The organism is Thermococcus celer Vu 13 = JCM 8558, from assembly GCF_002214365.1.
GTDB classification, from domain to species: Archaea; Methanobacteriota_B; Thermococci; order Thermococcales; family Thermococcaceae; genus Thermococcus; species Thermococcus celer.
In genome coordinates this window covers 15,046-28,574 of the sequence record NZ_CP014854.1, presented here as the reverse complement: position 1 = coordinate 28,574, position 13,529 = coordinate 15,046, and the positions used below count along the sequence as shown (strand labels likewise).

The 13,529-nt window shown below is 58.3% G+C and carries 12 protein-coding genes and 2 tRNA genes; 12 read left to right on the top strand and 2 right to left on the bottom strand.

Going from position 1 to position 13,529, the window contains the following annotated elements:
- The first annotated feature begins 120 nt into the window (after nt 1-120).
- The 4 genes from A3L02_RS00150 to A3L02_RS00135 all read left to right on the top strand — a co-directional run bounded on the left by A3L02_RS00150 (nt 121) and on the right by A3L02_RS00135 (nt 4,588).
- Complete coding sequence (locus A3L02_RS00150; RefSeq protein ID WP_237268607.1) at nt 121-2,112, top strand: COG1361 family protein; 1,992 nt, start codon at nt 121-123, stop codon at nt 2,110-2,112.
- Nucleotides 2,113-2,191: 79 nt separating this feature from the next.
- Nucleotides 2,192-2,548 (top strand): peptidyl-tRNA hydrolase Pth2, encoded by a 357-nt coding sequence (gene pth2, locus A3L02_RS00145; protein WP_088862067.1) that lies wholly within the window; start codon nt 2,192-2,194, stop codon nt 2,546-2,548.
- Nucleotides 2,549-2,551: 3 nt separating this feature from the next.
- On the top strand, nt 2,552-3,799 hold the full coding sequence (truD, locus tag A3L02_RS00140; RefSeq protein ID WP_088862066.1) for a tRNA pseudouridine(13) synthase TruD: 1,248 nt from the start codon (nt 2,552-2,554) through the stop codon (nt 3,797-3,799).
- Nucleotides 3,800-3,877: 78 nt separating this feature from the next.
- Nucleotides 3,878-4,588 (top strand): phosphoglycolate phosphatase, encoded by a 711-nt coding sequence (locus tag A3L02_RS00135; protein WP_088862065.1) that lies wholly within the window; start codon nt 3,878-3,880, stop codon nt 4,586-4,588.
- A 245-nt stretch (nt 4,589-4,833) separates the two neighbouring features.
- Here A3L02_RS00135 and A3L02_RS00130 read toward each other — a convergent pair whose 3' ends face one another.
- Nucleotides 4,834-6,027 (bottom strand): M20 metallopeptidase family protein, encoded by a 1,194-nt coding sequence (locus A3L02_RS00130; protein WP_088862064.1) that lies wholly within the window; start codon nt 6,025-6,027, stop codon nt 4,834-4,836.
- A gap of 123 nt (nt 6,028-6,150) precedes the next feature.
- Between A3L02_RS00130 and A3L02_RS00125 the strand changes: the two genes are divergently transcribed.
- Nucleotides 6,151-6,228 (top strand) — tRNA-Ala (locus tag A3L02_RS00125).
- A gap of 10 nt (nt 6,229-6,238) precedes the next feature.
- A tRNA-Val gene (locus tag A3L02_RS00120) sits at nt 6,239-6,316 on the top strand.
- Between the two features lie 658 nt (nt 6,317-6,974).
- Here A3L02_RS00120 and udp read toward each other — a convergent pair.
- Complete coding sequence (gene udp, locus A3L02_RS00115) at nt 6,975-7,811, bottom strand: uridine phosphorylase (protein ID WP_088862063.1); 837 nt, start codon at nt 7,809-7,811, stop codon at nt 6,975-6,977.
- 69 nt (nt 7,812-7,880) lie between these two features.
- On the opposite strand from udp, the gene A3L02_RS00110 reads away from it, so the two are divergent.
- The 6 genes from A3L02_RS00110 (at nt 7,881) to fni (ending at nt 13,317) form a co-directional block, all read left to right on the top strand.
- Complete coding sequence (locus tag A3L02_RS00110; protein WP_088862062.1) at nt 7,881-8,948, top strand: pyridoxal-phosphate dependent enzyme; 1,068 nt, start codon at nt 7,881-7,883, stop codon at nt 8,946-8,948.
- Nucleotides 8,949-8,982: 34 nt separating this feature from the next.
- Nucleotides 8,983-9,864 (top strand): MEMO1 family protein, encoded by an 882-nt coding sequence (locus tag A3L02_RS00105; protein WP_088862061.1) that lies wholly within the window; start codon nt 8,983-8,985, stop codon nt 9,862-9,864.
- A 38-nt stretch (nt 9,865-9,902) separates the two neighbouring features.
- Nucleotides 9,903-10,277 (top strand): type VII toxin-antitoxin system MntA family adenylyltransferase antitoxin, encoded by a 375-nt coding sequence (gene mntA, locus A3L02_RS00100; protein ID WP_088863788.1) that lies wholly within the window; start codon nt 9,903-9,905, stop codon nt 10,275-10,277.
- 79 nt (nt 10,278-10,356) lie between these two features.
- Complete coding sequence (locus A3L02_RS00095) at nt 10,357-11,358, top strand: mevalonate kinase (RefSeq protein WP_088862060.1); 1,002 nt, start codon at nt 10,357-10,359, stop codon at nt 11,356-11,358.
- The gene (locus A3L02_RS00090) at nt 11,355-12,143 is read left to right on the top strand and encodes an isopentenyl phosphate kinase (protein ID WP_088862059.1); all 789 of its coding nucleotides are present in this window, start codon (nt 11,355-11,357) and stop codon (nt 12,141-12,143) included. The genes A3L02_RS00095 and A3L02_RS00090 overlap by 4 nt, the downstream gene beginning before the upstream one ends.
- Nucleotides 12,144-12,198: 55 nt before the next feature.
- Nucleotides 12,199-13,317 carry a type 2 isopentenyl-diphosphate Delta-isomerase gene (gene fni, locus A3L02_RS00085; RefSeq protein WP_088862058.1) on the top strand — a complete coding sequence of 373 codons (1,119 nt, stop codon included), beginning with the start codon at nt 12,199-12,201 and terminating at the stop codon, nt 13,315-13,317.
- Nucleotides 13,318-13,529: the final 212 nt, after the last annotated feature.

Sequence of the window (13,529 nt, the reverse complement as noted above, 5' to 3'; positions counted from 1 at the left end):
ATATCCCCTTTCCTTTTGATGATTAGTTAACATCCATCGGAGGCTGAAGGCATGAAAAAGGTAACCGCTCTAATCCTGCTGGGCCTTATGATTTTCTCCCTGGCACCCGGGGTGCGTTTAGTGAAATCCGCCAGCGTACCGGAGTCCGCCAGCGTATCGACCGTTTCCCTCGGTCTTGGCGATAAGGCAGTTCTGGGCCCCTTTGAGGTTCAGTTTGCGGACGTTAACACCAACTGGAGCAAGATCTACATCGAGGTTAACGGTCCTCAGGGTCCGTTAAGGTACGTCCTAAGCCAGGGAGGGTACCTCCTTTACCCGTCGAGCGCGAACGTGTACCTCAACGTGAGTCTGGTGTGGGTAAGGTACGATACCAAGTCCGTCCTGCTGGAGCTCAAGTCTCCGCTTCAGAGGATCCTCTCCGACAAGAACATGCTCGTGGGGGACGAGATAACCCTCCCCGAGGGCTTCCCGGGGATTAAGATAAAGCTGACCTCCGTTTCAGGGAATACGGCATCATTCAAGGTCACGATGCCCTACGGCGAGTCCTACACCCTGACCATAGACAAAGGCTCCGCCGGGAGCGTGGGTTACAAGCTCGATAATGACCACTCTTACTCCAACTATCTCTCGATAGAGGTCACGAACACCGTCAACAACGGGGCAACCGTGAACGTTTACGTCCCCAGAGTGGCTTCCACGGACTTCAAAATCGTAAGGAAGAGCGGGGAGACCAACCAGTCCGTCCAGGTCGAGACGGTTCTCCTCTACAACGACCTGCTCTACGTCAACGAGAAACTCCCGGTGACCGCTGACAACACAACCTATTACGTCAGGCTCGTTTCGACCATCCCCAACGTCGTTAAGGTGGAGGTCCTTAAAGGCGGCACCAGCCTCGGCGCTATGCTCCTCGAGGCCGGCGACGAACCTAAGAACGTTCCCAACGCTCCCCTCAAGCTCTCGGTCCAGAACGTCGAGCCCGACTACAAGAGGGCCATCGTCAGGGTTTACGGACCGGTTGGCGCTAAGGTTACCCCGATACTCAGGCGGGCCAACGTCGTCGCTGATATAGACGCCGTTCCAAAGGAGATACTCCTCGGTGACAACCTCGTGGTCACCATAAACGTCCGGAACCTCGGCAGGGGGGACGCCTACGACGTCAGCGTTGCGGCGCCCATACCAAACGACTTCGAGCTCGTGAGCATGACCAAGACTTGGACGCTCAAGAGTTTCCCCGCCTTCACGAGCATGCCCGCCCTAATCTACGTCCTCAAACCGACAAAGGTTGGTGAGTTCGATATAGGCAAGGCCGTCGTTACCTTCTACGACGACCAGAGCCTCGAGACGGGGGAGAAGAGAACCGTGTACTCCCCGGTTCTAAAGGGAATCAGGGTCTACAGCATACCGGGAATAGAGGTTACCGCCCAGGCCTACAATGGCACATGGGGTAACTACGTGGACGCAAAAGCCGGCGATACCGTCAAAGCCAGGTTCACGCTCTCCGCAGGGAAGGGCAACCCCAACTACGAGTTCGTGACGAACGCCACCCTCCTCCTCAACCTGCCCTCCGGTCTCGACGGCCCCTCTTCGATCAAGCTGGGAACCATCAAAGCTGGAGAGACCAGAACCGTTCAGGCGGACCTGAAGGTGCTGAAGGAGAACCTCACCAACGTGGGAGCAACGCTCGTCTACCTCGACCCCCTCGGAAACGAACACAGGATCGAACTCGGCAACCTCATTACCATCAACAGCATCCCGCCTAAGGTTATAGTTAAAGTCGAGAAGGTCAAGGTCTGGCCGACCGCTAAGGAGCTCCCAGCGTACGTCAACGAGACCCTGGCCAACATGAGCGACCCGAGGCCCCTGGCGGAGGAACTTAAGAACGTAACCGAGTACTACATCCCGGCCAAGAAGGGTAACCCGTGGAAGCCGCTCGCGGTCCTCTTCATCATCCTGACCATCGTGCTCGCGGGCGCCACCTACAGGTACTGGGACGAGGCTGAGAAGCTCAGGAAGAAGCTCGAAAGGAAGAAGAGCAGGCGCCCCGGAGGACTGCCCAAGAAGACCGAGGAAGAGGAGGAGAAACCCAAAGGCGAGGAAGAATTAGAGCTCTGAAGGTTTTGCCCCTTTTCTTCTCTTCCATTACCCTCCTTAAGTTTATAAGCTCCCGTTCCCATCCTATCCGGGATGGACCATGTTCCGGTACAAGCAGGTCATCGTGGCGAGGAAGGATCTGAAACTCAGCAGGGGCAAGTTCGCTGTTCAGGTGGCCCACGGTGCCGTAACCGCCGCCCTCAAGGCCCAGAAGGAGAAACCCGAGTGGTTCAAGGCCTGGTTCCACGAGGGGCAGAAGAAGGTCGTCGTCAAGGCGGAGAACGAGAAAAGCCTATTCGAGCTGAAGGCTCAGGCCGAGAAGCTCGACATCCCGACGGCGCTCATCAGGGACGCCGGACTAACCGAGATACCCCCGGGTACGATAACCGTCCTGGCCATCGGGCCGGCCCCGGAAGAGCTGGTTGACAGGGTTACCGGACATTTAAAACTGGTGTGAGCCATGGACCACCGCGAGTTCTTCTCCCGGTTTAGGTATCTGAGCAAGGGGCCCGGCATCGGCGGGCGAATCAAAGCCCAACCGGAGGACTTCGTCGTCATCGAGGAGCCTTTACCGGCGATATTCGAGGGGAGGAAAAACGCCATCTTCCTCCTGAAAAAACGCAACTGGGACACGATGAGCGCCGTCAAGGAGATAGCGAAGCGAGCCGGGATAAGTTACCGCGATGTAGGCTTCGCCGGGACGAAGGACAGGCACGCGGTGACCCACCAGTACGTGAGCGTGCCGGCCGAGGCAAAGGAAAGGGTTGAGAACGTCAGGATAAGGGACATCGAGCTGAGGTTCGTCTCCTACGGCCGCTTCATAAAGCTCGGCCACCTCCTTGGAAACCGGTTCAGGATAATCGTGCGGGACGTCGATGAGAGCGCCTTTGGGCTGACGAGGGAGATAATCCGCGAACTCAGGGAGAAGGGCGGTTTTCCCAACTACTTCGGCTACCAGCGCTTCGGTGAGAGGCGCGTTACGAACCACCTCATCGGAAAGCTGTTACTCAGGGGGGACTTTGAGGGCGCGGCGAGGCTCTTCCTCGGGGCCCATGGTGGTGGGATGGAGGGCGACGAGGCGAGGAGGAACTTCTGGGAGAGTGGGGATGTGGAGAGGGCCCTCGAGGAGTTCCCGAACTTCCTGCGCTACGAGAGGACGCTCCTTCACCGCTACAAGGAGACGGGAAGCTGGAAGAAGGCCTTCCTGAGCCTTCCGCTCCCGATAATGCGCATCTTCATCCACGCCTACCAGAGCTACCTCTTCAACCTCTACCTCTCGAGGCGCATCGAGGAGCTACCGCTGAACGAGGCCCTGGTGGGGGACATCGTGGTTGGGGTCAAGGGGGGAATTCCATACCGCGACAGGACCTACCGCGTAACTGAGACCAACGTAAATTTCGTCAACGGAAAGATAAGGAAGAACCGGGCGATGGTCTCGGGGCCCCTCTTCGGCTTCGCCATGCGGAGGGCGGCGGGTCTTCCGGGAGAGCTCGAGCGCGGGATTCTGGAGGAGGAAGGGATTAACCCGGAAGCCTTCAAAAAACTCCCGAAGCCCATGAGAGAACCCGGCGGGAGGAGGGAGTTGCTCATCAGGCCCCTCGGCATGACCTACGGCTACGTTCCCGGGACGGGCATGTGCTTCAGGTTCTTCCTTCCGAAGGGAGTCTACGCGACGAGCGTTCTCAGGGAGATAACCAAGGACCACTGAGCCCGCCGGGGATTAAGGTTAAACGCCAAAACCATTTATGTGAGCGCTGAATGTTATTGAACTTCAACGGTGGTAAAGATGGGGCGGGTGAAGGCGATATCCCTGGACATAGACGGTACCATAACCTACCCGGATAGGCGACTCCACGAGGAGGCCATGAGGGCGATAAGGCTCGCTGAAAGCCTCGGCGTTCCCGTTATGCTCGTCACCGGCAATTCCGTTCCCTTCGCCGAGGCGATGGCGATAATGATAGGGACCAGCGGGCCGGTGGTGGCGGAGGACGGCGGGGCGTTATCCATCAAGGACGGCAGGCTGAGGAAGAGGGTCTACCTCACGACGATGGACGAGGAGTGGATCCTGTGGAGCGAGGTGAAGAAGCGCTATCCCGGGGCCATCCTGAGTTTCTCGATGCCGGAGAGAAAGGCGGGGCTCGTTATTCTCAGGACGGTCCCGGTCGAGGCGGTAAGGGAACTGATCAAGGAGCTCGGGCTTAATCTAATCGCCGTTGACTCCGGCTTCGCGATACACGTCAAGAAACCATGGATAAACAAGGGGACGGGAATAGAGAAGGCCTGCGAGGTGCTCGGGATAAAGCCGAGGGAAGTTGCCCACGTCGGGGACGGCGAGAACGATCTCGACGCCTTCCGCGTCGTCGGTTACCGCGTCGCGGTCGGTCAGGCCCCGGAGAGCCTGAAGGGGGAGGCCGACTACGTGACGGAGAAGACATACGGCGCGGGTGGGGCCGAGGGGATCCTCCACGTGCTGAGGGAGTTCGGTTACATGGAGTAACGCTGAGATGGGATAAAAAGGAGGCCCCGAAACAAAGGAAAGGACTTAACCTCTCAGGAACTCGAGGGCTAAGGCAACCTCCATCGCCGTGCCGAGGTGGAGCACTTCCTCGTCAACGTCGAAGCGCGGATGGTGGTGGGCTGTTCTCTAAATAGTAGCTATCACAACATTTGAATATTTTTGTTTTTTCAAAAAACTTTAAATAGCTCCGTGTTTAACTATTGATGTCCCCGATATGTGGGGTTTTAAGCCCGAATGGGGACTGGGGAGGGGGTTGTGGCGAAGATGTGGGGAGTTTCCGTTCCCCCCGAAAGCCCTCCAATGAAGCCTGAGGAGGGAAGGTTAACCGTAACAATATTTACAAAAGTTACGGCTAACCAGAACGGGTATATTATCCCCCTCTCTTCGTTGTAGATTCCAAGGGCCAGGAACGCTCCCGGAACCTTCTGGAGGTAGAAGGAGAAGTCCTCGGCGCCCATGGTCGGCTCGACATCGCCGTATCTCAAACCGTACTTTTCGGCCACTTTTCTGGCAAAGCGGGCCATCCCCCCATCGTTAACGGTCGGCGGGACGAGTTCTTTTATGGACAGCTCGTGGGAAGCGCCATGAGCCCTTGAGACGCCTTCGAATATCTCCTCCATGCGCTTCCGGATCAGCTCACCTATCTCATCCTTGAAGAACCGTATGGTCCCCTTCATCTCGACCTCCTCGGGGATCACGTTGAAGGCCGTTCCGGCGTGTATCGAGGTAACGCTGACCACCCCGGTATCGATGGGGGGCACGTTCCTGCTGACTATCGTCTGGAGTGCGAGTACCGCCTCCGCCGCTACCGGGATCGGATCAACCGTCTGGTGTGGTGAGGCACCGTGGCCACCTTTTCCTATTACCCGGACCTCAAAGAAACCAGCCCCCGCCAGAAACGGCCCCTCCCTTATTCCGATTACACCGCTGGGGAGGTCATGCCAGACGTGGAGGCCAAAGATAGCGTCAACGCCATCTAACGCCCCTCCTTCTATCATCTTCACGGCCCCGTTGCCCCCCTCCTCGGCCGGCTGGAAGACGAGCCTCACCCTCCCATTGAACTCATCTACGTGCTCCGAGATTATCTTCGCGGCTCCGAGGAGCATGGCGGTGTGTGCGTCGTGGCCGCAGGCGTGCATCTTCCCGGGAACGCGCGACCTGTACGGAACGTCGTTCTCCTCCTGAACGGGTAGAGCGTCCATGTCCGCCCTCAACGCTATCGTCTTCTCTCCTTCGCCAATGTCCGCGATTATTCCCGTTCCGACGCGTTTTATCCTGTACCCCCACCCGCGGAGGTGTTTCTCCACTATCCTTGAGGTTCTCTCCTCCTCGTAGCCGAGCTCGGGGTGCATGTGGAAGTCCCTTCTCCAGGATACTATCTCGTCTTTAATTCTCATGGCCTCGGTGAGTGGGTTCATGGGCTCACCCGAAGAGGGAAGGTAAAACCACAATATTAACTTTTCGATAGAAGTCTAAACGGAACGGCTGACCGCAAGATTTATAAACCCACTCCGATAGGTGATTACGGCGTCTTTGGGAGTGGGCCGGTAGCTCAGCCTGGTATGAGCGCCGCCTTGGCAAGGCGGAGGCCCCGGGTTCAAATCCCGGCCGGTCCACCATCCCTGGGTTGGGCCCGTGGTCTAGACTGGTTATGACGCCACCCTGACAAGGTGGAGGTCCGGGGTTCGAATCCCCGCGGGCCCACCATAGCAACCCTTTCTTGCGAAAGCGTTGACGGAAAGGTCGTGATTCTTTTTTCAAGGAGCAGTTTAAGGGTGTTTGCTAAAGATAAAGACTGCTCTTGGGTTTTGAATTCACCCTTCTTAAAAGCTTTTATAGTGGGGTTTGCTTTTGGATGGCGCTCCTTCGGAGCGCGGGAGAATCCTAAACCCCTTGAATTTGGCCTTTTAATCTTAATTCGGAGTTCAATGGCCGTTTGAGGGTGCAAACACTCACGAGAGGGCAGTTAAAAGGAATCACCATTTTTTCGCCAGCCTTTTCCCAAAAGGCTGATTACAACCCTTTGGGAAAGCGTTGACGGAAAACTGGCGTGCGGTTTTAAAGTTCGGTGTTTTAGCGTGGATTAACGCTCAAACTGATTTTGTAGTGTTTCACTCTCACAAGGCGTTCGGAGAACGCCAGAATAAAAAGTGAAACCTGTTCAGGGATTGGTCTTAATGCTAATCCCTCTTTGATTCTCCAACTTTTAGAGTGCACGCTCTCATCCCAGCCTTTTATGAGAAGGGACCCTTTTTTCGCCAGCCTTTTCCCAAAAGGCTGTTGTCAAGCTTTTTATAGAAGCTCGCTGGCGAAAAGTTTGTTTAGGGCGGGTATCGGTTGGGCAAGGGACAAAATTAAAGGGGCGTTAGAGCTTCCTCAGCCCAGGGAACCAGACTTTCTTTCCAGCCTTCTCCTTTTCCTCGTCCCACTCCGCGAGTATCTTCACGGCCTCACTGGCGACCTGGGCCGCCTCCTTCTCCCCAGCCTTTCCGAACTCGTCGGTAACGCGGTTGGCGAAGACCGCGCAGACGCACCCCGCCCGCAGGCCGTAGATGTTCGCCAGTGTGTAGAGGGTCGCCGCCTCCATCTCGAAGTTCGTGACGTTGGCCTGCCTCAGGTCGTCCATTATGCTCCTCGCGAAGCTCGGGAAGTAGCCGTTTAATCCCGGTCTCCCCTGACCGAGGTAAAAGCTGTCCGTCGAGGCCGTTATGCCGAGGTGGTAGCGCATTCCCAGCGTCTCCGCGGCCTCGATTAATGCGAGCGTGACCTCGAGGTCTGCAACGGCCGGGTACTCAACGCGGACGTACTGCTTTGAGGTTCCCTCGAGCCTGACCGCCGCCTTTGCTATTATGAGGTCCCCTATCTCCATCCCCGGCTGTATCGCGCCGGTCGAGCCTACCCTGATGAAGGTGTCCGCGCCTATCGCCGCCAGCTCCTCCACCGCTATGGCGGTCGAGGGACCACCTATCCCAGTCGAGGTGACGCTTATCGGAACCCCCCTGTACTTCCCGGTGTGCGTTCTGTACTCCCTGTGGAAGGCTATCTCCCTCGCCTCGTCCCAGAGGGCGCTTATCTTCGGAACCCTCTCCGGATCCCCGGGGAGCAGGACGTACCTCGCGACGTCCCCCGGCCTGCAGGCGATGTGGTACTGGTAGCCCTCCTCGGTCTGGGGCCTCTCGGCCGAAACGAACTTCTCTCCCATGACGACCACCTTTTTATCCTCTGTGCCATAGATATCAACGCCTCTCCTAAAAAGTCTTGGGTGGTTCCGGTGCTGGTGTGCTCCAGATGCGGAAGGAAGTATCCCGAGGATTTCAGGCTAACCTGCGAATGCGGGGGCACGTTAACGGTAGCGCGTGAACTTCCGGCGGACTTCTCAGGGGGCCTGCGTAATTATCCCGACATGAGGAGATACCTTGCGTTCATTCCCGTTTCGGAAGAGCATCTCCCGCGGCTGGTTCCTTCGATAACACCGGTTTCCCGGCTGAAGGTTAACGGCGTTACCGCGCTCTTCAAACTCGAATATCTCCAGCCGACCGGTTCCTTCAAGGATCGAGGAACTTACGTAACCGTGGCCAAACTGAAGGGAGAAAGCATCACCGAGGTTGTCCTCGACAGCTCCGGCAACGCAGCGATAAGTCTGGCCGCCTTTTCGAGGATGGAGGGGATAAGGGCCCACCTCTTCGTTCCAGAGCACACGAGCCCGGGAAAGCTCGCCCTTCTGAGAAGACTTGGCGCTGAGCTTCACGTCGTCGAAGGCGACAGGATGGCCGTCCACCGGGAGGCCGTGAGCTTCTCCAAAGAAAAAGGGATAGCCTACGTATCCCACTGGCTCAACCCCTATTTCCTCGAGGGGACAAAGGTTGCAGCTCTTGAGGCCTACGAACAGGCCGGCGTTCCCGATTACGTCATCTCTCCAGCGGGGAGCGGGACCCTCTTCCTCGGCCTCTGGAAGGGGTTCTCGGAGCTGAGGAGCATGGGCGAGATAGACGAGCTCCCGACCTTTGTGGCGGTTCAGGCCGAAGGCTACGAGAGCCTCTGCGAGCGCTCCACCCGGAAAAGCCACCTCGCGGAGGGGATAGCGATAACCGAACCGCCGAGGCTTGAAGAGATGGAGGCCGTTCTGGACGAAACCGGCGGAACCTGCGTAAGCGTCGGCGACCCCGGGATAGAGCGGGCGTTGAGGTGGCTCTGGGAACGGGGCTTCCCTGTGGAGCCAACCTCGGCAACGGTTCTCGCGGCCCTGTGGGAGCTCCGGAAGAGGAGTTTCATACGCTCGGGCTCGAGCGTTCTTCTCCCGCTCACGGGTTCCGGGCTGAAGGGTGTGGAAGGTATTTAAGGTCTGAACACCAAAGAGAGGCGGAGGTGAGGGAATGCCTGAGGTAAGGTATCCTGCCGTCGCGGGTAGCTTTTATCCCTCTGGAGATGAGCTCATCGGGCTGCTGGAGCGGTTCTTCGGCGACCTCGGTGAGGAGGGAAGCGAGAGGAGGATAACCGCGGGCGTGGCCCCACACGCCGGCTACGTCTTCTCGGGTTACACGGCCTCAAGAACCTACAAAGCCATCTTCGAGGACGGCCTTCCCGAGACGTTCGTTATCCTCGGACCCAACCACACGGGGCTGGGCTCGCCGATAGCTGTCTATCCAGCCGGAAAGTGGCGCACGCCCCTGGGCGACGTTGAAGTTGACTCTGAGATGGCCAGGGCCATAGCCAAGCTCTCCGGCATCGCGGACCTCGACGACCTGGCCCACAGGTACGAGCACTCGGTGGAGGTTCAGGTGCCCTTCATCCAGCACCTGGCGGAGAGGGCCGGTAGGGACGTCAGGATAGTCCCGATAACCCTCGGAATCCAGGACGAGGAAGTCGCCGAAGACCTCGGGAAGGCCATCTTCGAAGCCGCTAAGGAGCTCGACAGGGACGTCGTGGTGATGGCGAGCACGGACTTCATGCACTACGGGCCGATGTACGGCTACGTGCCCTTCAGTGCCAGGGCCGAGGAGCTCCCGCACAGGATAAAGGAGTGGGACTTCAGAGTGATACGGAGGATCCTCGACTTCGACGTTGTGGGGATGTTCCGCGAGCTGAGGGAGATGAACCACACGATGTGCGGGCCCGGTGGGGTCGGGGCGGCTATTGTTTACTCGCGTCTGGCGGGGGCCGTTGAGGCGGAACTGCTCCACTACACGACAAGTTACGAGGTGAGCCGTTCGACCGACGCGGTGGTCGGCTACGCGAGCATCGTCTTCAGGCGATGAACGAAAAGGCCATAAATGCCTCTCCCTATCTTTCAAACATGGAGCTAAACGATGCCCTGAGGAAGATGCTCGAGCTGGGCGGGGACCGGGTTAGGTTCGTCATTCTCTTCGGCTCCCACGCGAGGGGGGAGGCCCGGAAGGACAGCGACGTTGATCTCTGCGTTTACTACAAGGGCACGAGGAGGGAGGCCTTCGAATTCAGGATGAGGGTCCTCGGGGAGCTTCCGGACAACTACGACGTGCAGATCTTCAGCCTGTTGCCCTTCTTCGTCAGGAAGGAGTGCCTGAAGGGCCTCGTTCTGTTCTGCAGGGACGAGACCTTCCTCTACGACCTCGCCTACGAAACCATCAAGGAGTGGGAGGACTTCAAGCGTTACCATTACGACTACCTTGGGCTGGAGGCGATAGAATGAGGGTCGAGCCGATGTTTTTTAACGTTGGGATTTTACCTGAAAATCAAAAATCAGTTAAAAACTTCCTGGAGGGTCGAGGATGAGGGTTCTGGCTTCCGCGCCCGCTAAAATCATCCTCTTCGGCGAGCACAGCGTCGTCTATGGAAAGCCCGCGATAGCCGCGGCGATAGACCTCAGAACCTACGTCCAGGCCAGGTTCAACGATAACGGCGCGATTAAAATCGAAGCGAGGGACATAAAAACGCCCGGTTTGACCGTCTCGTTCTCCGAGGACGAGATATATTTCGAGAGCGACTACGGGAAGGCGGCCGAAGTCCTCAGCTACGTCCGTCAGGCGATAGAGCTCGTCAGGGACGAGGCGGATAGGAGCAGGGGCGTAACGGTCTCGATAACCTCTCAGATTCCCGTCGGTGCCGGTCTCGGGAGCTCCGCGGCCGTCGCGGTCGCCACCATAGGTGCCGTTTCAAAGCTCCTGGGCCTCGAGCTCTCGAACGAGGAGATCGGAAGGCTCGGTCACAGGGTCGAGCTCCTCGTCCAGGGGGCGTCGAGCGGTATCGATCCCACTGTCTCTGCCATCGGCGGCTTCATCCACTACGAGGGCGGGAGATTCGAGCGTCTTCCCTTCATGGAACTGCCCGTAGTCGTCGGCTACACCGGTTCGAGCGGCTCAACTAAGGAGCTCGTTGCCATGGTCAGGAGAACCTACGAGGAGATGCCGGAGATAGTCGAGCCCATACTCACGGCCATGGGCAAGATAGTTGAGAAGGCCAGGGACGTTCTCCTCTCGGATATCGAGGATGGGGTGCGCTTCCAGAAACTCGGCCGGCTAATGAACATCAACCACGGTCTCCTTGACGCCCTCGGGGTCTCGACGAAGAAGCTCAGCGAGCTGGTGTACGCCGCCCGGACCGCCGGCGCTCTTGGGGCCAAGATAACGGGAGCAGGCGGCGGGGGTTGCATGTACGCCCTGGCCCCGGAGAAGCAGAGCGAGGTCGCGACGGCGATAACCATAGCGGGCGGAACGCCGATGATAACGAAGATAAGCCGCGAGGGGCTCAGGATCGAGGAGGTCCTCCCATGATAATCGTTAAGGTCGGGGGGAGCGTCTTCAGCGATAAGAGGGGTGAGCCGGAGAACTTCAAGGGCGAGGTCGTTCGGAGCATAGCGAGGGAGCTGGCCAGCTTTTACCCGGGCGAGGACTTCATAGTCGTCCACGGGGGCGGGAGCTTCGGGCACCCGGAGGCGAAGAGGTACGGAATACGGGAGGGCCTTCCTGAGGATCCGGCTACCGCGGACTTCAGGAGGATGGGCTTCACGCTGACCCATGAGGCCATGCTGAGGGCCAACGCCCGTTTTATAGACGCGTTCGTCCGCAAGGGTCTGCCGGCCTTCTCCGTCTCGACCTCTTCGGTCTTCATCACCGAGAACGGGGAAGTGGCTTACGGGGACCTCGAGGTTTTGAAGAGGCTCCTGGAGCTGAAGTTCATCCCGGTTCTCTTCGGCGACGTGTCGATAGACCTCTCGAAGGGCATCGACATCCTCTCGGGGGACCAGATAATAACCTACCTCGCCAGGATGCTCGAGCCGGATAAGGTCATCTTCCTGATGGACGTCGACGGGATCTACGACGGAAGGCCCGGCGAGGGGAAACTCATCCAGAACCTTCCGAGGGAGGGGATACCCGCGCTCCTCGAGAGGCTTAACTGCACCGCCGCGGGAACCGACGTCACGGGCGGCATCTGCAATAAGCTTAGAGAGGCGGAGAAGATAGCGGAGCACTCGGAGGTCTGGTTCGTGAACGGCAAGGTTAGGGGGAGGTTGAGCGGGGCGATAAGGGGGGACGGCTTCGGCACGAGGATAGTTTGAGAGGCCCTTCCAAAAACCTATTAACCTTCCCGCCCTTCTTTTCCCGGTGGTGCGAATGGGGGAGTTCGATAGGGAAGAACTCACGGTCATCAGGAAGTTCGAGCACATCGAGCACTGCCTCAGGCGAAACGTTCAGGCCCACGTGAGCAACGGTTTCGAGGACGTTCACTTCGTCCACACGAGCCTGCCGGAGATCGACAAGGACGAGGTTGATTTGAGCGTCGAGTTCCTCGGCAGGAGGTTTGACTACCCAATCTTCATAGCCGGGATGACCGGCGGGACGAAGGGTTCTCAGCTGGCCGGGAGGATAAACAAGACTTTAGCTAAGGCCGCGCAGGAGCTCAACATACCCATGGGCGTCGGCAGTCAGCGCGCCATGATACGAAAGCCCGAGACCTGGGAGAGCTACTACGTCAGGGACGTCGCCCCCGATGTATTCCTCGTCGGGAACCTCGGGGCGCCGCAGTTCTCGGAAACGATTCCGGAGCGCTACGGGATTGAAGAGGCTTTGAAGGCCGTCGAGACGATTCAAGCCGATGCGTTAGCCATACACATGAACCCGCTTCAGGAGAGCGTCCAGCCCGAGGGCGACACACAGTACAGGGGCGTTCTCAACGCCCTCGCCGAGCTCAAGGCGGAGTTTCCTTACCCGATAATAGCCAAGGAAACCGGGGCCGGTGTCTCGATGGAGGTCGCGGTGAGGCTCGAGAGTATAGGCATCGACGCGATAGACGTCGGAGGCCTCGGGGGGACGAGCTGGAGCGGCGTGGAGTACTACCGGGCAAAGGACGAGATGGGGAGAGACCTCGCCCTGAGGTTCTGGGACTGGGGGATAAAAACCGCGATAAGCGTCGCCGAGGTTCGCTACGCCACGGACCTTCCGATAATAGCCACGGGCGGAATGCGCGACGGGATAACGATGGCGAAGGCCCTGGCCATGGGTGCCACCTTCGCGGGCGTCGCCCTGCCACTACTCAGACCTGCGGTGAAGGGCGACGTCGATGGGGTGATAAGGATCCTGAGGCGCTACATCGAGGAGATCCGCAATGCCATGTTCCTCGTCGGGGCGAGGGACGTCGGGGAGCTCAGGAAGGTCCCGCTCGTGATAACGGGCTTCACGCGGGAGTGGCTGGAGGGAAGGATTGGGCTATCGACCTATCTCAGGCGCAGATAGCCTCATCTACACCTCTACACAACATTTTTAATTTCTACTCGTAGTTTCTTTTAGGTGGTGATGGGTGAAGAAAGAGAAGTGGTCAGGACTTCTTTTGAGTCTCATTGAGGGTCTCGCGGTTACGTGGAATCCGTTCACGATGGCCGTTGCGGTGGGAACTGGGCATTCCGATAATATGGTATCTCAGCAGGAAACCCGAAATGCACACCTTT